This is a genomic window from Carboxylicivirga sediminis, from assembly GCF_018156225.1.
GTDB classification, from domain to species: domain Bacteria; phylum Bacteroidota; class Bacteroidia; order Bacteroidales; family Marinilabiliaceae; genus Carboxylicivirga; species Carboxylicivirga sediminis.
On sequence record NZ_JAGTAR010000012.1, the window covers coordinates 116,406 to 142,777 of the forward strand.

The 26,372-nt window shown below is 40.3% G+C and carries 23 protein-coding genes; 9 read left to right on the top strand and 14 right to left on the bottom strand.

The annotated features are described in order from the left end of the window. Nucleotides 1-41: 41 nt before the first annotated feature. The 3 genes from trpB to KDU71_RS09660 all read right to left on the bottom strand — a co-directional run bounded on the left by trpB (nucleotide 42) and on the right by KDU71_RS09660 (nucleotide 3,589). A complete protein-coding gene (trpB, locus tag KDU71_RS09650; RefSeq protein WP_212190173.1) occupies nucleotides 42-1,268 on the bottom strand; it encodes a tryptophan synthase subunit beta in 1,227 nt (408 codons plus the stop codon). Between the two features lie 252 nt (nucleotides 1,269-1,520). Then, nucleotides 1,521-2,918 carry an NfeD family protein gene (locus KDU71_RS09655; RefSeq protein WP_212190175.1) on the bottom strand — a complete coding sequence of 466 codons (1,398 nt, stop codon included), beginning with the start codon at nucleotides 2,916-2,918 and terminating at the stop codon, nucleotides 1,521-1,523. A gap of 92 nt (nucleotides 2,919-3,010) precedes the next feature. Continuing rightward, nucleotides 3,011-3,589, bottom strand: a complete 579-nt coding sequence (locus KDU71_RS09660; protein ID WP_212190177.1) for a DNA-3-methyladenine glycosylase I — start codon at nucleotides 3,587-3,589, stop codon at nucleotides 3,011-3,013. 171 nt (nucleotides 3,590-3,760) lie between these two features. On the opposite strand from KDU71_RS09660, the gene KDU71_RS09665 reads away from it, so the two are divergent. Next, nucleotides 3,761-4,261 carry a hypothetical protein gene (locus KDU71_RS09665; protein WP_212190179.1) on the top strand — a complete coding sequence of 167 codons (501 nt, stop codon included), beginning with the start codon at nucleotides 3,761-3,763 and terminating at the stop codon, nucleotides 4,259-4,261. Nucleotides 4,262-4,301: 40 nt separating this feature from the next. Here KDU71_RS09665 and KDU71_RS09670 read toward each other — a convergent pair whose 3' ends face one another. Further along, on the bottom strand, nucleotides 4,302-5,114 hold the full coding sequence (locus KDU71_RS09670) for a M48 family metallopeptidase (protein WP_212190181.1): 813 nt from the start codon (nucleotides 5,112-5,114) through the stop codon (nucleotides 4,302-4,304). Nucleotides 5,115-5,247: 133 nt separating this feature from the next. Here KDU71_RS09670 and KDU71_RS09675 point away from each other — a divergent pair, with 133 nt between their 5' ends. From KDU71_RS09675 to KDU71_RS09685, 3 genes are all read left to right on the top strand, one after another. After that, nucleotides 5,248-6,123: a DMT family transporter gene (locus KDU71_RS09675; RefSeq protein WP_212190183.1), complete on the top strand. Its 876-nt coding sequence runs from the start codon at nucleotides 5,248-5,250 to the stop codon at nucleotides 6,121-6,123. 67 nt (nucleotides 6,124-6,190) lie between these two features. Further along, nucleotides 6,191-7,606 (top strand): SDR family oxidoreductase, encoded by a 1,416-nt coding sequence (locus KDU71_RS09680; protein ID WP_212190185.1) that lies wholly within the window; start codon nucleotides 6,191-6,193, stop codon nucleotides 7,604-7,606. Beyond that, entirely contained in the window at nucleotides 7,603-8,886 is a 1,284-nt protein-coding gene (locus KDU71_RS09685) for a cryptochrome/photolyase family protein (RefSeq protein WP_212190186.1), read from the top strand. Before KDU71_RS09680 ends, KDU71_RS09685 begins: the two co-directional genes overlap by 4 nt. Before the next feature lie 48 nt (nucleotides 8,887-8,934). On the opposite strand, the gene KDU71_RS09690 is transcribed toward KDU71_RS09685, so the two are convergent. Then, complete coding sequence (locus KDU71_RS09690) at nucleotides 8,935-9,300, bottom strand: NifB/NifX family molybdenum-iron cluster-binding protein (protein WP_212190188.1); 366 nt, start codon at nucleotides 9,298-9,300, stop codon at nucleotides 8,935-8,937. A 177-nt stretch (nucleotides 9,301-9,477) separates the two neighbouring features. After that, complete coding sequence (locus KDU71_RS09695) at nucleotides 9,478-9,873, bottom strand: DUF134 domain-containing protein (RefSeq protein WP_212190190.1); 396 nt, start codon at nucleotides 9,871-9,873, stop codon at nucleotides 9,478-9,480. A 100-nt stretch (nucleotides 9,874-9,973) separates the two neighbouring features. On the opposite strand from KDU71_RS09695, the gene KDU71_RS09700 reads away from it, so the two are divergent. Beyond that, nucleotides 9,974-10,378: an acyl-CoA thioesterase gene (locus tag KDU71_RS09700; RefSeq protein WP_212190192.1), complete on the top strand. Its 405-nt coding sequence runs from the start codon at nucleotides 9,974-9,976 to the stop codon at nucleotides 10,376-10,378. Nucleotides 10,379-10,388: 10 nt separating this feature from the next. On the opposite strand, the gene KDU71_RS09705 is transcribed toward KDU71_RS09700, so the two are convergent. From KDU71_RS09705 to KDU71_RS09740, 8 genes are all read right to left on the bottom strand, one after another. Further along, nucleotides 10,389-14,285, bottom strand: coding sequence for a leucine-rich repeat domain-containing protein (locus tag KDU71_RS09705; RefSeq protein ID WP_212190194.1), 3,897 nt, complete (start codon nucleotides 14,283-14,285; stop codon nucleotides 10,389-10,391). A gap of 64 nt (nucleotides 14,286-14,349) precedes the next feature. Further along, nucleotides 14,350-15,339 (bottom strand): glutaminyl-peptide cyclotransferase, encoded by a 990-nt coding sequence (locus KDU71_RS09710; protein WP_212190196.1) that lies wholly within the window; start codon nucleotides 15,337-15,339, stop codon nucleotides 14,350-14,352. A gap of 40 nt (nucleotides 15,340-15,379) precedes the next feature. Beyond that, nucleotides 15,380-16,546 carry a MalY/PatB family protein gene (locus KDU71_RS09715; protein ID WP_212190205.1) on the bottom strand — a complete coding sequence of 389 codons (1,167 nt, stop codon included), beginning with the start codon at nucleotides 16,544-16,546 and terminating at the stop codon, nucleotides 15,380-15,382. Nucleotides 16,547-16,617: 71 nt separating this feature from the next. Continuing rightward, nucleotides 16,618-17,088, bottom strand: coding sequence for a DUF4625 domain-containing protein (locus KDU71_RS09720; protein ID WP_212190207.1), 471 nt, complete (start codon nucleotides 17,086-17,088; stop codon nucleotides 16,618-16,620). A gap of 64 nt (nucleotides 17,089-17,152) precedes the next feature. After that, complete coding sequence (locus KDU71_RS09725; protein ID WP_212190209.1) at nucleotides 17,153-18,148, bottom strand: SDR family oxidoreductase; 996 nt, start codon at nucleotides 18,146-18,148, stop codon at nucleotides 17,153-17,155. Between the two features lie 142 nt (nucleotides 18,149-18,290). Then, nucleotides 18,291-19,832 (bottom strand): ribonuclease Y, encoded by a 1,542-nt coding sequence (gene rny, locus KDU71_RS09730; RefSeq protein WP_212190216.1) that lies wholly within the window; start codon nucleotides 19,830-19,832, stop codon nucleotides 18,291-18,293. Nucleotides 19,833-19,937: 105 nt separating this feature from the next. Next, nucleotides 19,938-20,243 carry a cell division protein ZapA gene (locus tag KDU71_RS09735; protein WP_212190218.1) on the bottom strand — a complete coding sequence of 102 codons (306 nt, stop codon included), beginning with the start codon at nucleotides 20,241-20,243 and terminating at the stop codon, nucleotides 19,938-19,940. Between the two features lie 9 nt (nucleotides 20,244-20,252). Further along, nucleotides 20,253-20,546 carry a hypothetical protein gene (locus tag KDU71_RS09740; protein ID WP_212190220.1) on the bottom strand — a complete coding sequence of 98 codons (294 nt, stop codon included), beginning with the start codon at nucleotides 20,544-20,546 and terminating at the stop codon, nucleotides 20,253-20,255. Nucleotides 20,547-20,706: 160 nt separating this feature from the next. Between KDU71_RS09740 and KDU71_RS09745 the strand changes: the two genes are divergently transcribed. From KDU71_RS09745 to KDU71_RS09760, 4 genes are all read left to right on the top strand, one after another. Continuing rightward, nucleotides 20,707-22,647, top strand: coding sequence for a YgiQ family radical SAM protein (locus KDU71_RS09745; protein ID WP_212190222.1), 1,941 nt, complete (start codon nucleotides 20,707-20,709; stop codon nucleotides 22,645-22,647). Between the two features lie 19 nt (nucleotides 22,648-22,666). Next, nucleotides 22,667-23,407: a DUF4197 domain-containing protein gene (locus KDU71_RS09750; protein WP_212190224.1), complete on the top strand. Its 741-nt coding sequence runs from the start codon at nucleotides 22,667-22,669 to the stop codon at nucleotides 23,405-23,407. A 148-nt stretch (nucleotides 23,408-23,555) separates the two neighbouring features. Continuing rightward, complete coding sequence (locus KDU71_RS09755) at nucleotides 23,556-25,256, top strand: UvrD-helicase domain-containing protein (RefSeq protein WP_212190226.1); 1,701 nt, start codon at nucleotides 23,556-23,558, stop codon at nucleotides 25,254-25,256. 746 nt (nucleotides 25,257-26,002) lie between these two features. Beyond that, nucleotides 26,003-26,257 carry a hypothetical protein gene (locus KDU71_RS09760; protein WP_212190228.1) on the top strand — a complete coding sequence of 85 codons (255 nt, stop codon included), beginning with the start codon at nucleotides 26,003-26,005 and terminating at the stop codon, nucleotides 26,255-26,257. Nucleotides 26,258-26,372: the final 115 nt, after the last annotated feature.

Here is a 26,372-nt window from a genome sequence, read left to right on the forward strand (position 1 = left end):
ATTAAGACCTGACAGGTTAGAGCATATAATATAGTTAACTACTACTCTTCTATGCCATAATCTTTTCCAAACTTCTCCACCACATAATCAATGTCTTTATCTCCTCGCCCGGATAAATTAACGAGTATCGTTTGGTCTTTAGGTAATGTTTTAGCCAATTTCATGGCGTAAGCTACTGCATGTGAACTCTCAAGAGCAGGAATGATGCCTTCCTGACGTGCCAGTTTCATAAAGGCGTCAATGGCTTCCTTATCGTTAATCGTTTGATAGCTAACCCGATCTATATCCTTCAGGTAAGAGTGTTGTGGCCCCACACCTGGGTAATCTAAACCAGATGCCACAGTATTAACAGGCGCTGGTTCGCCTTTTTCATCCTGCAACAGGTAGCATTTAAACCCATGAATCATACCTGGCTTACCCAAAGTGAGCGTGGCTGCATGATCGCCTGTTTCAAAGCTGGTACCAGAAGGCTCAACACCATAGATACTCACAGTTTCATCATCCAGAAAGGCAGTGAACAGGCCAATGGCATTGGAACCACCGCCCACACATGCCACCAGATTATCCGGCAGACTTCCGGTCATTTCACGAAACTGCTCTTTGGCTTCGCGCCCTATTACCGCCTGAAAATCACGCACCATCATTGGGAATGGATGTGGTCCCACCACCGAACCGATAGCATACAATTGATTTACAGGATCTTTCAGATAAGCTTCAAATGCTGTATCAACAGCTTCTTTAAGGGTTTTCAATCCATGTGTTGCAGGAATGACATTGGCACCTAAAATGCGCATTCTAACCACATTAGGGTGCTCTTTATAGATATCTACTTCCCCCATATAAATATCACACTCCAGTCCTACCAATGCTGCAGCTGTAGCCAGAGCCACTCCGTGCTGCCCGGCACCCGTTTCGGCAATGATTTTCTTTTTTCCCATGCGCTTGGCCAGCAAAGCTTCGCCCAGGCAATGGTTAATTTTGTGTGCTCCTGTATGATTTAAATCTTCGCGCTTTAGATAGATTTGCGCACCACCCAACTTTTCAGAAAGGTTTTTGGCATGGAATACCGGCGATGGGCGGCCTGTGTAGTGTTTTTGCAGATAATACAATTCTTCCTTAAAAACCGGATCATCCTTAATTTTTTCATAAGCCTCTGTAATCTCCCGCATAATGGGCTCTAGCATTGGTGGTACAAAACGACCACCGTACTCACCAAAAAAGCCCTCTGCATTAGGCATTACTTCATTGGCCAATAATGATTTGTCCATTTGTTACTTTTATTAAAGTTCTAGTTCTTTTAACCTAAACTAAAACTATTGGTTAATAATTATTTATAATAAAAAAGGCCACAGGTGGAATCCTGTGGCCTTTACTTATTCTTTATCGTATACACCTACTGTTCCACCTTGATAAAAGCAGAGCAACGCCACCAATACTTATGAAACAGTTGATTCATCATTTCTTTAATTTTTTACTTATACAATATTAACGTTTTGAGGGCAATCAGCCAAATGCCTCCATCATTTAATTGTCATTACATATAGTTGCCCGTGTAAAAAGCGCACAACCTTTACTTTTGTTCCTTTTTCGATGTAACCCGATTCAGCCACAGCATCATATTGTTCATCATCAATGGTTATCTTGCCTGAGGGCCTTAAGGTAGTGTAGGCTACAGCTTCAGAACCTACAAAGTTCTTTAGTGAGGCTTCAACACCAATATAGCCCAGTTCCACATTTTCTTCGGTTTGCAATGCAATCCTTGCACCAAAGGTAGGTGATGACAGTAGCTTTTTACTGAGATAAATAATCCCCAGTAACGAACCAAATAAACCAGACAGTACAATCCCTAAAGCTTCTAAAAGTTTATTGAAACCTACGCCATCGAAGTTAAATAAATCATTATCCAACAAGCTCAGAGTCAATCCGCCAATTACCAGGATGATACCAGAAACACCTGCTACCCCAAAACCTGGAATCACAAACACTTCAAGACCGATAAGCACCAATCCGATGATAAAAATAATGATCTCCCAATTGGCCGCCAGACCATCAATATAGAGTGGAGAAAAATATAAAACTGCTGCAATGGCTGCTGCCAGCAATGGAAAGCCAACGCCTGGTGTTTGCAGCTCAAAATAGATGCCACCAATTATGACCAAAATAAGAATACCTTGCAGAATTGGACTCGTTAAGAAGCCTTTCAGCCCATCATAAAAGGAAGGCTTGAATGTGGTAATTTCATAGTCATACACCTTCAGTTTCTTCAGTACATCATCTATGCTGTTTGCCTGTCCTTCACAGAAACCATGTTCAATAGCTTCCAAGGTTGTAAAAGTAAGAATCTTACCAGTATCCACAATATTCTCGATATATATGCTTTCATCCACCATAGCTTCGGCTATATGAGGATTACGCCGCCATACATAGGTCGTATCCTGTCCAGCAACTAAAGTGTCTTTTCCGTGCGCCTCAGCAGTGGCTCTGATGGTTGAACGCATGTATGACTGGTATTTATCAGGCATTTTCTCACCACTTTGATTCACCACTGTGGCAGCTCCAATATTAGCACCCGGCCGCATATAAATACTGTCACAGGCAATTGAAATAAGAGCTCCAGCCGATGCTGCATTGTTATCAATGAATACATGCACCGGAATATGACTATTCAGAATTTTAGTCCGGATCGAATCGGCAAAAACAACCTGTCCGCCGTAAGTATTCATGTGTAAAAGAATCATATCGGCCTTCATAGCCTCTGCTTCAGCAAAAGCTTCCTGTGTATGGATCCATGAGGTGCTGCCAATTTCACGGAATATCTTAAATGTATACACCTGTGTTTTAAGCGAATCGGTATCCTGGGCATACACCTGACAGCCAAATACGATAAACAGTAATGCTAGAATTATTTTTTGGTTCATGAAAATATATTTTGTTAGTGGCTTAAAATTAGAAAGAATTATCAAGTTGTACTTGACTAAACATCTGCTATTCTGCCCTACCAGGCATTTTATTATTGCATTTCTGTACACTCCTTGTAACGAAAACAGCGTGTAACATGGTCATTGACCATCCCGGTGGCCTGCATATAAGCATAACATATGGTACTACCCACAAACGAAAACCCATCTTTTTTAAGTTGTTTGCTCATAGCGTCAGACACGTTGCTGGTGGCGGGTATTTCCTTATCATCCTGAAATGTATTTTGGATTACCTGACCTTTTGTAAACTGCCAGATATACTTGTCAAATGAGCCGTATTGCTTTTGAATCTTCAAAAATACCCTGGCGTTTTTAATGGCAGCATTAATTTTTAAGCGGTTACGTATAATTCCTTTATTTTGTAATAATTGCTGTATCTTATCTTCACCATAGTTAGCTATTTTAACAGCATCAAAGCCATCAAAAGCCGCACGAAATGCCTCACGTTTATTAAGGATTGTTAACCAGCTTAAACCAGCCTGAAAGGCTTCAAGAATGAGAAACTCAAAAAGTTTGTCATCATCGTGTAAAGGAACACCCCACTCTGCATCATGATATTGTTGATAGAGTTCAGAGCCATTTGACCAGACACACCTTTCTTTGTTTGCCATATGCTTTTGTGATTAAATGAATTATTCAAGAAAATTAATCATTATTCCGTAGCTATCAAACTTATCATACAATATCTGCAGCAAATTATTTAGTGTGAAACTAAATAAGTAGCTTACTGTAACCTTTAAGGGTATAATAAGTATAAAATTCGGAGCAAATAACCTGAATGTATGAAAGTTAGATTACTAGCACTTGGCCTTGTTACACTAATAACAGCCAATGTGTGGTCGCAGGATAGCGAGCAAAACACCGTGGATTTATCCGGTTTTAAATGCAATGTGGTTTACTTTGAAGGCTTTATAATGAATCCTTCTGCATATAATTTTGGCTACCCATCGATAAATTATGAACGTTATTTTGATAAACTATACCGTTTGTCGTTCAGAATTGGTGTTTCATCAAACTTTAAAACCACCACCAACATTCCTTTCTCCATCAATTGGCTTACTGCCAGTCAAAAACACCATCATCTGGAGTTTGGTGCGGGCGCAATCATTAGTTTCAATGATTATACCTATGAAAACAATAACATTGTTGCGTACGGCATATTTTTACCAGTCATGTATCGGTATCAGAAGGCTGATGGCATTGTAGTGCGGGCAGGTATAAACGGCGTATTCGGACTAGATCATTTTATAGCACCTTCAGTAAGTCTGGGCTATAATTTTTAAAAGAAAAGCGCCCTTTGGTTAAGAGCGCTTTACATCCGATTTATTTTTTATAGTATTTCAGAGCTTCCGGCATATAGGCCTGCAGGTTTTTAACGCGTGTTTCGTCGGCCGGGTGTGTACTTAAGAATTCTGGTGGCTTCTGGCCGCCACTGGCCGCCATTCTTTTCCAAAATGGAACTGCGGCTTCAGGGTTATAACCTGCCATAGCCATAAAAATCAAGCCCATTTTATCAGCTTCAGTCTCATGAGTTCTTGAGTATGGCAGCATAAACCCAACCTGAGAACCTAAACCAAAAGCTGCCATGTAGATGGCTTTTGTTTCTTCAGGCTTTTCATTCAGAGCCACCGATAAAGCTGCACCTCCCATTTGCACACCCATCTCATGGCTCATCCGTTCATTACCATGTTTGGCCACAGCATGGGCTATCTCATGCCCCATAACAACGGCCAGTCCTTCTTCATCTTTGGTTAAGGGCAATATACCGGTATAAAAAACCACTTTTCCGCCAGGCATACACCAGGCATTAGGCACATCCTCATCAACGAGATTAAACTCCCAGGCAAAATCTTTAATATGGGCAGCATACCCATTATCAGTCATGTACTTTTCAACCGCGGCTGCAATACGTTTACCAACGCGTTTCACCATTTCTGTTTGCTCTTTATCAGTTGAAAGCTTGTTCTCTTTTAAGAATTGGTCATATTGACTAAAGCTCATGGACATCATCTCAGCATCTGAAACCAGATTCAGTTGCTTTCGGCCCGTAATAGGCACTGTAGAGCAGCTATAAGCCATCATCATCGCCGTCAGGAGGAATACACCCACAGGCCATCTTCTAGTTACTTTCTTCATAATCAGATTAAATGTTTTAAACACGAGATTAAACTCGCATTAGGTTATATCACAAAGAACAAATTTAATGCGTTACACCGAAACAATTTCTATTTTTGCCAGAACAAAATTGTCGCTTGATTAAAACTATTCTATGAATGTACTACTAAAAAACCATCTCAAACTCCATTTTGTTGTCATCCTGTATGGATTTACGGCTATCCTGGGTAAATTAATCACACTCCCAGCACCACAAATGGTATGGTATCGTATGATTATAGCATTTTTAGTTCTTGGCGGCTATTTATGGTACAAGAAAATGCCTATAGCCATTGGCACTGTCAATATCTTGAAATTAATGGGCATAGGATTGGTTGTAGCATTTCACTGGATAACCTTCTTTCATGCGGTTAAAATATCAAATGTATCAGTTACACTAGGTTGCATGGCATCCACAACGCTCTTTGCCAGTTTCTTGGAGCCCATCATCTTTCGCAAACGCATCAAGTGGATTGAAGTGTTGATTGGACTGGTCATCATCCTTGGGTTATACCTGATATTTCAGTTTGAGCTCACTTATTGGAAAGGCATAATAACAGCCTTAATATCAGCATTTTTAGCGGGATTATTTACTGTACTGAATAAAATATACATTGATAAGTACCACCCTGTAACCATTAGTTTCTATGAAATGCTAAGCGGCTTTATTAGTATTGGCATCTTCCTGATAATTATTGAGGTTTTACCAAACAATTTGCTTATTCCTACAAATTCAGACATTATCTATATTTTGATTTTGGGCATTGTTTGTACAGCCTATGCTTTTGTTGTGGCAGTTGATGTGATGAAAGTACTATCAGCTTATACTGTTGTTTTGGCGATTAACATGGAACCTGTTTATGGCATATTACTGGCATTCTTTATTTTTGGACAGAGTGAATTTATGTCTGCCGGTTTTTACCTGGGTACTCTTGTTATTTTAGCAGCTGTCTTTTTGCATCCTATTCTGCTTAGGTTTCAGAAAAAATAATCCTGACACCTGTTTATCTTTCTAATGATTTAAGTGAACAATACATAGGTTTGTTGCTTATAAATATATGAAAGTATTACTGACAGGTGCCACGGGATATATTGGAAAGCGCTTGCTGCCATCGCTGGTTAAGCAAGGCCATCTGGTTATTTGTCTGGTCAGAGATGCCAACCGGTTTCATCCTCCTGCATCCTTAAAGGCCTCCATCAGTGTTATTGAAGCCAACCTGGATGACAAAGAAACACTAAACCATTTGCCCAAGGACATTGAAGCAGCGTATTACCTGGTGCATTCCATGTCAAGTGATAAGAACTATATGCAAAAAGAGGTTGCTGCAGCCAAAAATTTTCGGCGCGCTTTATCGTCAACCATTACTAAACAGGTGATTTACCTTAGTGGCATCGTAAATGAAGAAAACCTTTCATCTCATTTGCAATCACGAAAGAATGTGGAACAGGAACTGGCAAAAGGTGATTATGCTTTAACCACACTGCGTGCAGGTATAATAATAGGTTCAGGCAGTGCCTCGTTTGAAATTATCAGAGATTTGGTTGAAAAACTTTCCGTAATGATTGCGCCAAGGTGGTTGAATACCCGTTGCCAGCCCATTGCCATCCAGGATGTTCTAAAATTTTTAACGGGCTGCCTGCTGAACGAGAATACTTATAATCAAAATTTTGATATTGGAGGACCAGATGTATTGACCTACAAAGAAATGCTGTTAGGCTATGCTCACATTCGTTCACTAAAGCGAAGGATATTTGTTATTCCTATCATGACACCGCGCCTATCCTCTTATTGGCTTTATTTCATTACATCAACAAGCTATAAGCTTGCTATTGCGCTGGTTGATAGTATGAAAATAGAAGTTATCTGCAGAAATACTTCTATTAATGACATTTTAAATATCCACCCAATCAACTATGAATCAGCTTTAAAAGCCGCCTTCAGTGAAATTAAAGATGAACACATCCTGTCTAGTTGGAAAGATGCACTAGTGGATGGAAATTCCGATTTCAAACTATCTGATTTTATTGAGGTACCTACCTTTGGCTGCTTTACTGACAAGCGAAGCAGGCAGGTCGCAAATCAAGAAGAAACACTAGACCGCATTTGGAGCATTGGTGGTGAAACAGGCTGGTATTATGCCAACTGGCTTTGGCAGCTCCGAGGTTTCATGGACCGGTTAAACGGTGGCGTTGGCTTGCGACGAGGCCGTACGCATATCAGCGAAATACATAGTGGTAATGTTATTGATTTTTGGCGTGTTATTTATGCCAATAAAGATGAAGGCAGGCTGTTGCTATACGCAGAAATGAAGCTGCCGGGTGAAGCCTGGCTGGAGTTTAAACTACTGAACCACCAGCTACATCAAACTGCTACTTTCAGGCCCAAAGGTTTAAGCGGCAGGCTCTACTGGTATTCGGTATTACCTTTCCACTTCATCATATTCAACGGCATGCTAAAGCAATTATCTAAATGACAGATAAAATTACGATTCACTGGTTCAGACGTGATTTGCGTCTTGATGACAACATAGCACTTAATGCGGCTTTAGATAGCCCTTACCCTGTTTTACCTGTGTTTATTTTCGATACCAACATTATTGAGGAATTACCCTCTGACGATGCCCGCATATCGTTTATTTACCGGCAACTAGACAACATTAACCAGGACCTGCAGAAACGCTTTAAAAGCTGCATACTTGTAAAGCATGGCGATCCGCTGGAACAATGGCAAAAACTTCTGACCGAATACAATATCGACCAAGTTCATTTTAATCGCGATTATGAACCCTATGCTCTACAACGAGATCAAGCCTTAATAGAGCTGCTCTCCCAAAAGGGAATTAAAGCCTGCTCTCATAAGGACCATGTGATCTTTGAGGCACAGGAAGTACTTAAGAAAGATGGTTCACCTTACACTGTATATAGCCCCTATAAAAGACAGTGGCTAAGCCACTTCAACAATGAAGATTTTCAAATAAACCCCATTGTTAAGGATAGTTTCCTGGAAACTAATGCTCCTTTTCCTGCCTTAAGCTCATTTGGTTTTCAAAGCTCTTCAATTAGTATACCTGCCTGCAACTTCGATAATATCCCAGATTATGCAGCTAACAGAGATATACCCTATTTGGATCATACCTCCCACCTTGGACCGCACTTGCGTTTTGGTGCCATCAGCATTCGTCAGGCAATAGCACAAAGCTCAGACAGCGAGGTATTTTTAAGCGAACTCATCTGGCGCGATTTTTTTATGCAGATAATGGTTCATTTTCCACAGGTGATAGCCCATAACTTTAAGCGAAAGTATGATGGCATTCAATGGCAGAATAGTCAAGCTGATTTCCAGCGTTGGTGTAATGGACAAACCGGCTATCCGCTTGTTGATGCAGGCATGCGCCAGCTCAATCAAACGGGATTTATGCATAACCGTGTGCGCATGGTGTGCGCGAGCTTCTTGTGTAAACACCTGTTGATCGATTGGCGCTGGGGCGAAAGCTATTTTGCCCAAAAGCTCCTTGATTACGAATTAGCTTCCAACAATGGTAACTGGCAGTGGGCTGCCGGCACAGGCTGCGATGCTGCGCCCTATTTCCGCGTATTTAATCCAATAGAGCAACAGCGAAAGTTTGATTCTGAATTTAAGTATATCAGAAGATGGATTGATGAGTTTGATTCTTTCGATTATCCGCCACCCATGGTTGAACACAAATCTGCCCGCCATAGGGCGCTTACTGCCTACAAATCAGTATTACAATGAAAGGTTGCACAAGGCAACCTTTTACATTGGTTAATAACATTTAAAATCTTAATGCGAGCACACATGGCCATCGGCGTGATGCTCACAACCAACCCCTGAGTCTTCTATACCATTAACCAGATAATTATTAACCACTTGCATAACATCACCTGAACACCCTCTATAAACTCTGATGCCGTGGTTATTAAGCACATTAAGCGCGCCATTTCCCATGTTGCCAGCCAGCATTATACTCACTCCTTTTTGTTGCAGGATTGCTGCTATATTGCTCTTACACCCACATCCCTGGGGCGAAGGCAATAGTTCTGTTTTCGCCACCTTTTGATTAGCATCCACTGTCACTACAGTGTATGCTTCGCAATGACCAAAATGGTCATCAATCACATTTCCTTTGGTTGGAATTGCCAGTTTCATAATTTGATTCTCCTATTTTTTTTGTGTATAACTGATGATGATAACTTCCTTCCCGCATCATGTCTTGCCCGCACTTGGGACATTGCTCATTGCGGCACGGATGGCCTTTTTTATGCGGAAAGGTTAGATTGCATTCAACGCAAATGCAATTACCATTGTATTCTTCTTTTTCCATAACTAGTTTAGTGTGCGTAAGTTTCCTGCCTGGCAATAAATACAGTTGTCCAGCGCATGTTTGCTAATATTCAACTTTTGGCATTCAATGCATTTATACCAGTAGTCATTGGAATGAAAGTCGCCTCCTTCAATCATGATTACCTTGCCCTCAACAAATGCCTTGGCCACACTTTGCCTGGCCTGTTCATAAATTCGTGTAAAGGTGGGACGCGACACATTCATTTTGCTTGCAGCTTCTTCCTGATGCAATCCTTCGTAATCAGTCAGCCGCATAGCTTCATATTCCTCGTAAAGCAATATTATTGGCTCTATATCCCTCAATGGTACACCCAAAGGTTTAAACCCATCTACTTTTGGCGGTGATTCTATGAAACGTTTGCGTTTTGGTCGTGGCATTATAAAAAGTTTTATCCGACAAAAATATGAAATATAATGAACATTTGTTCATTACTATTCCTATTTTTGCACTAAAGTTTTAAAATTTATTATTCTGAATATGCACAAACAAATTATAAACTCAGAAACACGGATATGCAAAGCGATATTTCCTAATACGCTTAACGCCAATAACAGTCTATTTGGAGGCCTGATTATGCAATGGATGGATGAAGCCGCTTATATTGCTGCAACCCGATTTACAAAGCAACGCATGTTTACACATCATGTATCCGATATGAAGTTTATAAAAGCTGTTGTACCCAATACCATTGCTGAAGTAATTGCAAAAGTTGTTAAAGCTGATGCCCTGCGGCTAACCATTAAGGTGACGCTAATAGCTGAAGAAATGTATGATGACAATTGCTATACAGCGGCAGAGTCTGTTTTTACGATGGTGGCCTTAAACGAGCAGAATAAACCTCAAAAGCTGCAAGTTCACAATCTTGAAACGATTTATTATTAAGCAGATTACATTACCAGATAGCCTTTATAACTGTGCCCGGAAAAAACGGATTTTCCACACTGGCTGAATAATCTCTGTAGTAATCCGTTTTCAGGTTAATGTAATGTTTGTCTGTGTCGAGCGCTTCCCCAGCTCGGTACCACTTGATTGAATTGGTTTTATCCAACACATCATTCACATAAACAGCACCTATCCCATTGTCGTATGCCAGCTTGTACATTATCTTCTGACGGCCGGTAATTAATTTACCTACTTTTTTAGGTAAACGATACAAAATAGGTGTTAATGATTCAAATTTGAGGTTGTTTAGTGATAAGTCAATTGTATCAAGTTGCACACAGGATGACAAATCAAGATTAATCTTCGTTAGGTTATTGTTTTTTAACGACAGATACTTAAGATCCGGTGAATACACCTCGAACTGTATGGTATCCAGCCGATTTTGGCTTAAATTGAGTTTTACCAAAGCTGTTGAATCACCATAAACCGGAGAAAAATCCGTTAGGTGATTACGACTGACATCAATAGCAGTCAGATGCATTAACGAGCTCAAATCGGCATTAAATTGACGCAACAAATTGCCCGATAGATTAACTGTTTCAAGACTGCTACTCCACACATCATCAGCTAAAACGCCCGCCACCTCATTGTTTTGAAGCTCCAGTTGTTGCAGCTCTTTAAAAGCCTTAAAGCTGGCGGGTATATATCCTCTCAGATGATTATTGGGTAAGTCAATGCCAATTACATGCCCGCCCTTATTAAAAGTAACCCCATGCAGGGCAGTAAAAGTCCGTGGCAATCGCTTTCCTCTTTTAATCTGCGACCAGCCCTCATTGCTATACCACTTCTCTCCCTGCATCTCATTAAAAAACTCATAAAGTGCCATCACTTCTTCTTTGGGTACAGCAATGTTGATATAGGCCTTGTAAGCATATGTCAACCCTGGCAACTCAGGATGACTTATTACACACTCTATCAATCCCTTATCCTGATTACTTACGACCAATTGATTGGAACCACTTTTAACTAATCGGTCGTTAAAGTACCAGTCAATTTGTAAATCATCAATTCTGGCTATCAATGAGTAAACACTTTGTTGAGCATTTACTTTCTGCCATCTAAGCAAGCCTGGCGAGTACTGACTATGATAACTAAAATACTGTGTATTTTGTGCGAATGTTTGTTCCGCTTCAATCAAATAGTCAGGTGAAAGGTGGTTATTGTGCAGAGTTAACGAATCTAAATCAACACCCAACGCAAAATCAAGTTCAAGCTCACTTAACAAATTATTGTCAAGATTCACCTGCTTTAAATACGGACTCCACTCCATATTTAGCGATAGCGCTTTAATTTTATTCTTACTTAAATTAACATCTTTAAGAAGCGAACATCCCTTAAAATCAACATAAACCTGCTCGATAATATTATGAGATGCATCTAACGACTCAAAAAACCAACATTCATTCAAATCGAGCTTTAGCAGTGCAATATTGTTCCTGGCAAAATTTAAACGCCTCAAATTGAAACTATTGGATAAATTGGCTACAAAAAAGAACAGCTCATTATCCGATAAGTCAATCTCTGTGAGGTAAAACATGTCATCAAACTCAATATCAAATTGAACCAATTTATTTGATTGTAGTAATAATGATTCAAGGTTGTAACACAAATCCAGATTATTGGCCAGAAAACTAATCTGGTTATGACTCAAATTAAGGTAACGTAATTCAGTTAAATCCTTAAAAGAGAAGGGAATGTTGCTAATATTGTTATTTGAAAAATCCAGGTATCTCAACTTACGCATCTTCCCAATGGATGTACCAATATATTCAAGGCGGTTATTACTTAAATCAAGGGTGTGCAGAAACTTACAACTATCCAGGTTGTGAGCAAACTGCCTGAATTCGTTATTATCCAGTATCAGATACCTCAGACGCGGACAATAGTTCAACTTACTTTCTATGTAACTGATGTGATTTTCACCCAAATCAAGGTACACCAGCTGTTCATTATTTCTCAGATTATAATTGAATCTTGAAATATAATTTCCACGTAAATTGAGCTCCCTCAGCTGTGGAAACAGGTAGAAGTTAATATTTGGATGACTCAACTTATTGTAACTTAAATCCAGCACTTTAGTTCTGAAACCATTAACTTTCAGGTCGCTGAATTTCTTCAGTTGGTTATGACTGAGGTTAAGCACCTCCAACTTATGGTTGGCACGCAGGTCCAGGTCAAATGTATCAATTTGATTATGCGATAAATTTAATACCTTCAGCTCCCGGCAATTAAACAGCTTGAGATTAACATCTTTGATTTGGTTATTATTTAAAGATAATTCCTCTAAAAGATGCTGATTCAGCAGATCAATATCGAACAGCTTAAGCTGATTAGCCGACAAATTAATTTGCTTAAGATTAGGACAGTGAAATAGCTTGGCATTAAACTCACTGATTTGATTACCATTAAGTTTTAAGGTTTCTAATTGCCAGTTTCGCTTAAACTCAACTTTAAAATCAACTATCCTATTATTACTAATATCTAGGTGCTTAAGCTTCGGACAGGTCATCAAATTATAATTGAACTCCATCAGTCTGTTATTGGATAGATCAACATTAACCAATGCTGTACATTTATCCAGTTGAGCATCAAATTCATATATCTGATTATTGCGCAGAACCAGAATTTCTAATTTCCTGTGGTTATTCAATTGTTGATTAAATACGCTTAGCTCATTATTACCCAAAAACAACTTATTCAACTGATTATTATACCTCAAACTAGGGGCAAAAAACTCAAGCCTATTATTACCAAGGTTTAATACCTCGAGTTGAGTGCAGTTGTTGATATTAACATCAAACTTTCTAAGATTGTTTCCCCATAAATCCAACTCTCTTAAGCTTTTATTATAGCGTAAATCAAGATCCAGTTTAGATATATAGTTTGAGTTTAAAAGCAGCTTTACTAGTTTAGGATTAGGTCTGAACCTACCTTCAAACCGGCTCAATTCATTAAATGACAAATCCAGAATCTGCAACTCTGAGCACGCCGCCAAAGAAGACGTAAATGAGCTAATTTTATTGGACGCCAGATACAAACCAGTCAGTTTTTTGCATCCTGAAAGATCAAAATCAAAGGCTTTTAGTTGGTTATTACTTAATGCTAATCGCTGCAACGAATAGCAGCCCTTCAGGTTGGGTTCAAAGCACTGAATTTGATTATTGGAAAGGTTGAGTTCACTCAGGCGTCTGAAAGAACTTAAGTCATTATCGAATGCCTCCAGCTGGTTATGATCAATAAATAAGGTATGAAGCTTATTACTGCTCCCCGAGTGATAAGCAAAGCTTTCAATTTTATTATAACTCAACAGCAGTACTTCAAGGCTTTTCAACTGCGCAAAATCAACCATAAAACTGTCGATCTCATTCTTAATTAAGTTAATCCGTCTCAAAGCATTATTTGGCGCAAACTGATACTTAAATTCTTTGAGTTGATTGCCAGACAATTCAAGCTCTTGCAGAGAAGCCAAATTCCCAAAGTCAACGTTCAAATCCTTCAGGCGATTCTCACTAATATTAAGGGCTTTAACCCGATTATCTGGTGCAAAACTTAATTGGCAATATTTAATTTGATTATTTGATAAATCGAGCTGTTGCAGATGGGACAAAAACGATAAATCAGCCACCAGTGTATCTCTTTTAATTATCCCCTTAGCAATTACTCGGCTAATTCTGCCATATCGATCGTAATAGACAAATTGCTCATCGGGAATACCATCGTTATCAAGATCTACCTCCGGAAAAACGTCTAATAACAGTTCAAACTCATTAACCCTTGATTGCGAATGGCTTATGTAAGAACATAAGAGTCCCAGCAAAAGAGATATCTTAAACACTAATTTGCGCATTAATTGCTAGATTTTTCCCTGATTCTGAATGTTAACAATTGTTAACAAACATAGCTTTTTTATTTTATTTATCAAAGAACAATGGTCTCCAAACAACTATATAAGGCCAATTTTTGCCAGTAAAGTATACCAGGTTATCATGAGGGTTATAGGCAATACCATTCAGTACACCTGCCTTTTTATAACGGTGCCTGTCAATGCATCCGCTTAAATCAATTTCCATCAGCACTTTCCCACTTGTCGGCTCAATAACCTGCACTATATCACTGCCCAGGACATTAGCCCACACATTGCCTTCAATATACTCCAGCTCATTTAAGTATTGAACCGGTCCCCGGTTATTATACACCTGAAAAGTTGAATCCACGTTGAAATTCTCATCTAGATAGTAAAGGTTATATGTACCATCAGAGGTGAGTAAAACATTGTCATCAGTGGTTGTTAATCCCCAACCTTCATGTTTATATGGAAATACACCAATTTGCTCCAATTCTGCATCAAATTTGTATACCAAACCATCCTTCCAGGTTAATATGATAAACTCATCACCTCGCTTACTAATTCCCTCAGCAAAAATTTGCTTATCTAGAGGCTGATTTCTAATAATATCACCATTTTCCGGATTCAGCATTCGCAATGACGACTCCCCAATTAATCCGGTAGTTTCGTATAGGTAACCGTCCTTCCATAGTAAGCCTTGCGTAAACGCATCTTCATCGTGCTCCAACAAATAGTAATCATCTATAGTTATTTGCCTTGGCTCAATATCGGACACCATGTAGAAATGCTCAAAGGAACGCCGCTTTTTACCATTCGAATAAAAAATGTATGATACCTCATTAATACCCGGCTGTAACTCACTGGCTGGCAAATAAAAATATTTGGCAGATTGCGGGTAATACACCGTTTTTACCTTAAGGTTAACCACGGAATCTATTGGGGCATATTTAGGTAAATGATAGACGGCAGTATCAATATATGTTAATAGCTTCCACTGCGGATTATTACCTTCAGAAGGGAAATCGAGATAGACACCACAACCAAAGGTCATCATCAAACAGAGTATGGATAGCCCGAACCTAAACATCTACAAGCTATTTTCTGGCTTCGTACATTTGATTCAAGGCTTGCTCAAGAACGCACCTTGGGCTGGCAATGTTCATACGCATAAAACCTTCTCCATCCTTTCCGAATGAGACACCATCGTTCAAACCAACTTTGGCCTCTTTTACCAGAAAATCTTTGATTTCCTTTTGACTCTTATTCCAGGCTTTAAAATTCATCCAAATTAAATAGGTGGCCTCAGGCCTGTAAAATGACACTTCAGGCATCTTTTCTTTTAAGAAGTCTTCGACAAATAAAATGTTTCGCTCCAAATAGGCTTTCAGAGCCTCCAGCCAGTCTCTCCCATGATTATAGGCAGAGCACAATGCTACTCCACTAAATAAATGTCCCATATGCAATTGTAACCTGTTTTGCATATCACGATACGCTTTGAGCAATTTAGGATTGGCTGTAACTACATACGATGTACTGAAGCCTGCAATATTACAAGTTTTAGATGGGGCCATAAAAGAGATGCAATTCATAGCCGCTTCGTCATTGAGCGATGCAAAAGGCGTATGCTCATTACCAAAAAGTGTCAAATCAGCATGAATTTCATCGGCCAACACCAATACATTATTTTTACTGCAAATTTCATGAACTCTCATCAGCTCTTCTTTTGTCCAGACCCGACCAACCGGGTTGTGAGGTGAACAAAGAATGAAAATTTTGGTGTCACTCAAGGAAGCCTGTTGCTCAAGCAATTCAAAATCAATCTCATATTTCCCGTCAACATTAACCAAACCATTGGCAATAATCTTCCTTTTATTATCAGCAACAACTGAATAAAATGGCGGATAGACTGGCGTATTAATAATGACACCATCACCTATTTCAGAAAAAGCCAGCACCGAAAAAACCAAAGCAGGCACAACACCTGGCGAGTATTCTATCCAGTCATTTTTGATGCCCCAATTGTGTTTGTATTGACACCAGTCTACAATGGCTCCTGTAAACTCTTCCTTTCGGATAGTGTAACCATAAATCTCGTGTTTAGCTCGCTCCTGTATAGCTTGCTGTACCGCTTCAGGTGCAGCAAAATCCATATCAGCCACCCAGAGAGGAATAACATCATCTGTTCCAAAATAGCGTTGGCGTAAATCCAGTTTATATGCATTGGTACCTGAGCGCTCAATCAGCTTGTCAAAATCGTACATAGTGGTCTTTTATTAATGTTTGCATCAAAAAAAAGGGCTCTGAGGCCCTTTAATTACATCTTTAATTACGCTTATCCTCCAATCTGGATATCAAGTGTTTCAACTGTTGTATTTGGCTCTTCTGCCGTATCGGTAATAGTGAAGGTTAAAGTGTAAGTTCCACTAGAACAGCTATTCTCGATAGGCACGTTGAATAGTTGTGTTTCATTTACGTCTGATGTTTTTTCAGCGTTAAAGTTTATCTCATGCTTTTCGTTATTCTCTGCAGGCGCCCAAGGTGTATCTATGCCCTTAAGTATAGCTTGCTTTGGAGTAACCCCTTGGTACTCGATAGTAATAACACACTTATCAAGTCCTCTATTGTCTTTAAATGTAGCAATTAAAGGCAAATCACTACCTCTTTTATAAAGATCAGTACTATTAGGCTTAGATATTGAAATTGTTGGAGCCTCAGTATCCGGACCATCACTTCCTCCGCCGCAAGCCACCAGACTAAACACCACCATACCAAGGGCTAAGATTTTTGTCAGATTTTTCTTCATAGGTTTAAATTTTATCACAAATATAATTTTTTCCAGTACATATCCTTTTCTAATGTTCTTAAAACTACTCTGTCTGTCGTAAATTTTCCCAATACCAACCAATAGCCTCTCTTAACCCCTCTTTAATACTGTAATTAGGCGAGTATCCTAAAAGTTTAGCTGCTTTATCAATGGAAGCCAGGCTATGTGGGATATCACCTTCCCGCGCGGGTCCATATGTTATTTTCACATCGGCAATTGAGGCGTCATAGTCGCTTAAAAACTCCTGAAGATATTGAACCAGTTCATTAAGTGTTGTTCGTTGACCATAAGCAACATTGTAAACCGTATTAATGGCCTGTTCATTCTGCACAATCGCAGCCAATTCATTAGCCTGAAGCACATTATCTACATAGGTGAAATCGCGCGAATAAGTGCCATCTCCGTTGATTACAGGCGACTCTTTACTTATAAGCGTTTTAACAAATTTAGGAATGACAGCCGCATATGCTCCATCTGGATCCTGACGCCTTCCAAATACATTGAAATAGCGCAAACCAATGATCTGCATATTGTACAAGCGGGCAAATACATCTGCATAAAGTTCATTCACGTACTTTGTAATAGCATAGGGAGACAATGGCTTACCTATAATATCTTCCACCTTCGGCAGGTTCTTACTATCTCCATATGTTGATGAACTGGCAGCGTATACAAATCGCTTAACCCCACTATCACGGGCAGCAATCAGCATATTCATAAAGCCTGACACATTCACCTCATTGGAGGTTATTGGATCAGCTATGGACCTGGGAACAGAACCCAACGCAGCTTGATGAAAAACAATCTCCACACCTTCAACTGCCCGACTGCAATCATCTATATTCCGGATATCGCCTTCAATGAGCTTAAACCGATTATTACTAATCATTTGATTAAGGTTAGAACGTTTTCCTGTGGCAAAGTTATCGAGGCAAATAACCTGGTTATTTTGATTCAACAGTTTTTCACATAAGTTACTCCCAATAAATCCTGCACCGCCTGTTACAAGAACTTTTTTATTCTCAAGTTTTGTCAACATATGTATCGTATTTGAATGGTAAAAGTAACAAAGCCAATAGAAATAGCAGAAACTTTAGACACCATTTTTTGGGCATTTATCAATTGATGACATAAAAAAAAGCGACCTAAGGCCGCTTTTTAAATATTTAGTAATCGATTAATTACTTGGCATAGCTAATTGCACGCGTTTCTCTGATAACTGTAATCTTAACCTGTCCCGGATAAGTCATTTCAGTTTGAATCTTACGTGCGATATCATATGACAATTCTTCCGCCTCTTTATCTGACGTTTTCTCTGCTCCAACAATCACTCGCAATTCACGACCTGCTTGGATAGCATACGTTTTAAGTACACCCGGATATGACAACGCCAAATTTTCCAAATCCTTAAGGCGCTTGATATAGGCTTCAATAATCTCGCGGCGAGCACCCGGACGAGCACCTGAAATAGCATCACATACCTGAACAATCGGTGCAATCATAGTGGTCATCTCCACTTCATCGTGGTGAGCACCAATTGCATTACAAATATCTGGCTTCTCCTTGTACTTCTCAGCCAGCTTCATACCCAAAATAGCGTGTGGTAATTCAGGATCTTCATCAGATACTTTACCTATATCATGCAATAAACCAGCTCTCTTGGCACGTTTGGCATTAAGCCCTAATTCAGTGGCCATAATTGCACATAAATTAGCTGTTTCACGTGAGTGTTGCAATAAGTTCTGTCCGTATGATGAACGATACTTCATTTTACCCACCAGCTTGATGAGCTCAGAATGCAAGCCATGAATACCTAAATCAATGGCAGTACGCTTACCTGTTTCCAGAATTTCTTCTTCAACCTGCTTCCGCACCTTATTCACAACCTCTTCAATACGTGCAGGGTGAATACGGCCATCAGTCACCAATTGATGCAGTGCCAATCGGGCAATCTCACGACGCATCGGGTCGAAAGCAGATAACACAATAGCCTCTGGTGTATCATCCACAATGATCTCAACACCAGTAGCTGCCTCAAGCGCCCTGATATTTCTACCCTCACGCCCGATAATGCGACCTTTCATCTCATCTGAATCAATGTGGAAGATGGTCACGGAATTTTCAATGGCAGTTTCGGTTGCAACACGCTGAACTGTCTGTAATACAATTCGCTTAGCCTCCTTATTTGCATTGATTCTGGCATCATCCATAATGTCATTAATGTATGACATTGCTTCTGTTTTGGCTTCAGCTTTCATGCTTTCAATCAGCATCTCTTTAGCCTCATCACCTGACATACCTGAGATAGCTTCCAGTTGCTCAACTTGCTGCTTATGCGCCTTGTTAACTTCTTCAGTTTTCTTCTCAACAATTTCAAGCTGCGCTGTCAGATTCTCACGAATCGCCTCCACCTCTTTCTTCTTGCGGCTCTGCTCTTCAATACGCTGAGATAAATTTGTTTCTTTTTGTTTCAGCTTATTTTCGGCATTCACCATTCTAGCATTACGTGAGTTGATCTCCTTCTCATGCTCCGCTCTCAGCTGAAGAAACTTCTCCTTAGCTTGTAAAATTTTATCTTTTTTTATGACTTCCGCCTCTGCTTCTGCCTCTTTTACAATTCGTTCGCTTCTGGTCTTAAGCGCTTTGGTAATAATCAGCCATGTTACCAAGCTTCCGACCAATAAAGCACCAATTGCAAGTCCTATTACTATTGGTAGATCCATATTTATCGTGTTATATATAAAACAAAACCGCATCATCTTACCATATTCCTTACTTTAAGAGATATGGTAAATAATGCGGGTAAATTTCTAAATTATAAATCCTTATCAGAAAACCTTATCAGTTTTTTCTGTAAGAACATTATCCAATTGCTCGTTTAAATCGCGAACCATTTCTATAAATGGATCCACATCATGACGGTTTTCCAATTCCAACAATTTAATGACGTACTGTAGTGTGGCCATTGCCAAAAAGTCCTGTACATCCTTATCTGAATAACGTTGTTTATATTGTAAAACCTTCTCATTAATGAGTTTAGCAGCCAAACGAATACGCTCTTCATCACTGCGTTCTATTCGCAGCGGGTAATACCTGTCGGCAATATTTACACGTATCGAGAGTTTATCGTCCATTTAACTTGCTTAACGGTTTAAAAGCGCAATACACTTATCTATTTCCCGCACAATCTGACCAATCCGTTTTTTAGTTTCACCGGCTTCTGAACTGCCAACCACCAAATCTTTCGTTATTTTTAAATTGTTGAATCGTTGCTCCAGATTATGATATTCTCTGGAAGCATCCTCAAGCTGATCAGTTAATCTACCCTTCTCATCTTCCAACAGTTGCACCTCCGACTTTAAGCTTTGGTACTGCTGAATCAGCCTGTTTATTTTATCTTTTAATTCAACAATTAATTCGCTATTTGGATTTGTCATGGCCAAATTTTTCATTACAAAGTTAACATTGGTTTTAAAATATAAAAAAAAACCTTTAACTCTTTTGCTGGTTTACTTTAAACAGAAAAGCGTTTTTCTGTAAGCGTTGCCCTAATTATGAAAGCAAGATAATTAAAATTCAGCTACATTTGCCAACGATATGATAAAAACTGAGCATAAGCATAAGATGGAAGATTGGCTGCCTACATCGGCCAAAGAGGTAGAGAGAAGAGGTTGGGATAGTATTGATGTGATATTATTCACTGGTGATGCTTATATCGATCACCCTGCATTTGGCGCTGCTGTCGTTGGCAGAATGCTTGAAGCGCATGGATTAAAAGTTGCTATTGTACCGCAACCCAACTGGCGAGATGATTTAAGAGATTTTAAAAAGCTTGGGCAACCAAATTATTTCTTTGGTGTTACCGCCGGCGCCATGGACTCTATGGTGAACCATTATACAGCCAACCGTCGACTGCGCTCTGATGATGCCTATACGCCTGATGGCAGAGCCGGACAAAGGCCTGATTATGCATCTGTTGTCTATTGCAACATTCTGAAAGAATTATATCCGGATGTACCTGTTTTATTGGGTGGTATAGAAGCATCATTAAGACGAGTTACACATTACGATTACTGGTCTGATAAACTCAGGCCAAGTATTCTGGCAGATTCAAAAGCCGATCTGCTGGTTTATGGCATGGGCGAACAGCCGCTTTTGGAAATTATTCGTTTAATAGAACGAGGTGTACCCATTGAAAGTCTGAAGACTATACCGCAAACAGCTTTTGTTATCCCAAAGGAAAAGTCCCTTCCAAAGAATAGAAACTGGAAAGACTTACCACTTTTCTCGCATGAAGAGTGTCTTTCTGATAAAACCAAATATGCCAAAAATTTCAGGCATGTAGAAGAGGAATCGAACCGATGGCAAGCGGCTCGTTTAACACAAGACGCTGGCGAACATACTATCGTCATCAATCCGCCGTATCCTCCAATGACGACAGGAGAATTGGACGCTTCATTTGATTTGCCCTATACACGCCTGCCACACCCCCGGTATATTGCTAAAGGACCCATACCAGCCTTTGAAATGATCAAATTCTCGGTAAATATGCATCGCGGCTGCTTTGGTGGTTGTAGTTTTTGTACTATTTCAGCTCATCAGGGTAAGTTTATTGCTTCCCGATCTGAAGAAAGCATCCTGAAGGAAGTGGATGCCATCTCACAGATGCCTGATTTTAAAGGTTACCTGTCGGATTTGGGCGGACCAAGTGCCAACATGTATAAGATGGAAGGTAAAAACCTGAAAATCTGTCAGCGATGTACCCGTCCCTCATGCATTCACCCCAATATCTGCACCAACCTGGATACCAACCACAGTGCTATGACACGTCTATATAAGGCGGTTAATGAGCGTCCCAATATTAAAAAGGCATTTATCGGCAGTGGTGTGCGCTACGATATGTTGTATAATAACATGGCTTCGAATGAAGAAAAAGAAAGCCACAGGGCCTATATGCAAGAACTGATTGAGCACCATGTTTCTGGCCGCTTGAAGGTGGCCCCTGAACACACCTCTGATCAGGTGCTTAAAATCATGCGTAAACCATCCTTTAAACTCTTTCATAAATTTAAGGCTGATTTTGACCGCATTAACAACTCTAAGAAACTGAACCAACAAATCATACCTTACTTTATTTCAAGTCATCCGGGAAGTGAAGAAATGGACATGGCCAACCTGGCCTGCGAAACACACGATATGGATTTTAAACTAGAGCAGGTGCAGGATTTTACACCAACACCAATGACTGTAGCCACTGTCATTTACTACTCGGGCATTCACCCCTATACTTTAGAGGAAACATATACGCCACGTAGTAAAAATGAGAAGCTACAGCAGCGCATGTATCTGTTTTGGTATAAAAAAGAATACCAGGAAAAGATTAAAGATCGCCTGAAGAGCTTTAAACGCTTTGACATGATCAAAAAGCTCTTTCCTGAAAAGGATAATAAATCTGAAAAACAGAGCCATAAAGGACGAAAGAGTAATTTCAAAAAGAAGAAACCAAGCTACAAAAGCAAACACAGAAGAACTACATAACGGACTATATAAAAGTACTATGAAGAAAATCATTTACATTTTACCATTAATTGTTTTAAGCGCCTGTGCCGAGTTAACTGCTGTCATTGATACCTATAATGCCAATGCTCCGCTTACCGAAACAGAAGTGGCCAGTGGACTGAAAGAAGCATTGCGTGTAGGTACCGACTCAGCTGCTGCCCGCCTGGGTGTTACCAATGGCTATTATGGCGATGAACTGGTAAAAATTATGCTGCCGGAAGAAGCTGATATCATTGTAAAGAATGCATCGAAGATACCCGGAGGCGAAAAGGTAATAGAAGATGTGGTGGTACACATCAACCGGGCGGCCGAGGATGCTGCTAAAGAAGCTGGCCCTGTTTTCTGGGGAGCCATTAGGGAAATGACTATTGCAGATGCATTCAATATCTTAAACGGAGAAAATGATGCTGCTACCCAGTACCTGAAAAACAGCACCTACGAAAAACTGTTTAACCTTTACAATCCAAAGATTCAGGCGTCATTAGATAAAGAAATAGCCGCTGGCATATCCCCCAACATGTCGTGGGAAACACTAACCGGCAAATGGAACCAGATTGCTGACAATCCGTTTGGTAAAATGGCCGGCCTTAATGCGGTTAACGTTGATTTGGATGCATACCTGACAGAACAGGCTCTGAATGGCTTGTTTATTAAAATAGCACAAGAGGAGGCGCAAATAAGAAAAGACCCAATGGCCAGGGTGAATGCTATTTTAGAACGAGTTTTTGGAAGTATTTAATTAATCCGGGCCGCTAGTTTTTAGATAAAGAAATAGCTTACAATCATCAAATAAGTACCATCTCTGGCATTTAAGCTCAGAGTTTGGTACTTTTTGTTTATCGCAAATTGAAAAGCACTGAGAACGCGAACAAACTATTGTAAAAGCCATGCAATTAACCGACGAGCAGGAAAAGATTATCAACCACGAAGGCAACCTGAAAGTGAATGCCGTGGCCGGTTCGGGCAAAACAACCACTATCTTGCAATACGCGCAAAAAAGGCCACACTCGCCGATTCTTTACCTGGCGTTTAACAAGTCGGTGAAGCTGGAGGCCGAGCACAAACTGAGCCAAATGGGGCTTAACAACGTGCGGGTTGAAACCGCCCACTCGCTGGCCTACAAGTACACGGCACCCTACAGGCATTATTCCCTTCGGTTTGATTATAAGCCGCACGAGATTGCAGCTATTTTAAACATCCGACCCAAAGCGGGCGACCTGTCGCACCTGAAGCTGGCGAGTCACGTCTATCGCTTCGTCCGTTACTTCTGCAACTCAAAGGCCCAAAAGGTGGTTGAGATTAATTACCTGGAGACCCTGACCAACCTTGAGAGTCTGTCATTTGCCACTGAGAACCATGAGCTGATTGTGCATTACACCCGCCTGTTTCTGGCCAAAATGCACAAAGGTGAGATAGACATCATCCACGACTTTTACCTGAAACAATTTCAACTGAGCCGCCCTATCCTGCCTTATGATTATATCTTGTTTGATGAAGGTCAAGATGCCTCAGGGGCCATGCTGGCTGCCTTTGTCAACCAATCGGCCCATAAAATCATCATTGGCGATCAGCACCAACAGATATACGGCTGGCGCTTTGCTACTAATGCCCTTCAGCAGGTCGATTTTCAAACCATGGACTTAAGCAAAAGCTTTCGGTTCAACCAGGAGATTGCCCGTCTTTCCAAATCCATCCTTCAGCTGAAAACAGAAATTGGGCAAAGCAGTCAAGTAAATATCCAAGGCCTCGGCAATCACCAGCCTATCAGAAGTCGTGTTACCCTGGCCCGCTCCAACAGCAAACTGGTATCGCGGGCCATTGAGCTGCTCATCCAGCAAAAAGAACTTAAAAGTATCTATTTCGAAGGTCAGCTGAGCTCCTATACTTTCTCTGAAGAAGGCGGCTCCATTTACGATGTGCTAAACCTGTACAACCACCAACGTCACCTGATTAAGGATGACTTGCTTAAAACAATGCCCAGCTTTGACCACCTTAAAGACTACCTGGAGGAAACATCAGACACCTCACTTAAAGCACTGGTAGATTTGGTGGAGAAATACCATAAAGACATTCCTTACTTTATCAGTAGAATTAAGGAGTGCACCGTTGAAGAAGCGAACAAAGACAAAGCCGACATGGTGTTTTCAACGGTTCACAAAGCCAAAGGCATGGAGTATGACCAGGTGTTTATAATGGATGATTTTATCAGCGAACAGCAGATAATGGACCTGAAAACTGCCCTAAAAGCACAGGAAATTAGTCCTGATGCTCTGGCCGAAGAAATCAACCTGCTTTATGTGGCCGCCACGCGCACTAAAGCAAAGCTGCACATCCCGATTCAGTTGCTGCCTACCTCCTATCAGATTCATGATTTTAATACGGTTAGCAACAACCTAAACCTATCAATCAAGTCCAAAGTAAAACCCGTAAAAGCACAGCGAAGCAACCAGTTATGGACTAAAATGGAAGAGGCAGAACTTAAGCAGCTCTTTATACAAGGTAAAACCGTGAAAGAAATTGCCTTGCTGCTGGGCCGCAGCCAAAGTGCCGTTATCAGGCGGGTGGAAAAGCTGGATTTGTGGTTTTGATTACTAGCTGATGGCCAATAGCTGTTAGCTATTCAAACCGTACTTAATTTCCTCACTTCTTCAGTGCGCCATAATGACAGAGTTATTTATCAATAATGCTGCTGGAAGCATTGCGCACTGCTTTTGAGCCATTGGGAGGCGCTTTTGCCTGCCATGTTGTCGCTTTGAGCCATTGTGCACCCGGCTGGAAGCACCGGGAAGGCGGCTGGAGGCTCTGAGCGGTGCCCCCGAGCCATTGCGCAGCGGTCGTAAGGCTTTGGGAAGCTGATTAGCGCACCGGTTAGTGCCTCCGTAGGATAAAACGGCGAGGTGGAAAGATAGAGTTGTAGTGGGAAGGGATTATGGAATTATAGGGTGACGGATTTGAGGTCTGATTTGAGTCGGGATTAGGGTCTGTTCTCTCGGATTAGGGCGATTGCATTTAACTCAACAAATAAAATAGTTTAATTCACAGATTTTCACCAGGGAAATTGCTTTTAAAAGTAATGTCAAATATGAAACCGCAGATTTCACAGATTATCACGGATTATTTTCCGCAGGAAAATAAAAGTCAGTGAAAATCGGTGCTAATCTGTGGATAATAATCATTAAAAAAAAGGGCTCTATATGATTTGTAGTGGGTAAAGTTTCAAGTAACGTATTGGGGTTTTCAACCCCAACCCCCGACTTCATTTTTTCAAAGATGAAAAAACGCAAGCAAAAAAATCTTCGGCTATGCCTGCTTACACTCATAAAACTACTGTTGTATGACGAAATCGTTAAACTCGCTGCGCTCAAACAAAAACGATTTTGAAATCGTCATATACAACCGTGTTTTATGGCTTACCAGCCAAGGCCGTTGGGGAATTCCTGACTTTACCCACTCTTATCCATACAGAACAAAAAAAGTTATTCGCTTAAAGGCGATACCCCTGAGATTTTCACGGATTTTTCCATCAAATAACTTTCCCGCTAACGGACAAAAAATCTGTGCAACTATTTTTTACAAACAGAAGCTGTAACTATATCAATAACAACTAAAAGTTAAAGGAACAGAAAATCTTCACAGATAGTTTTCCAATGGAAAACAATTAATCTGGGTCAATCTGCGCAATCTGTGGTCTTAATAGTAAGTTT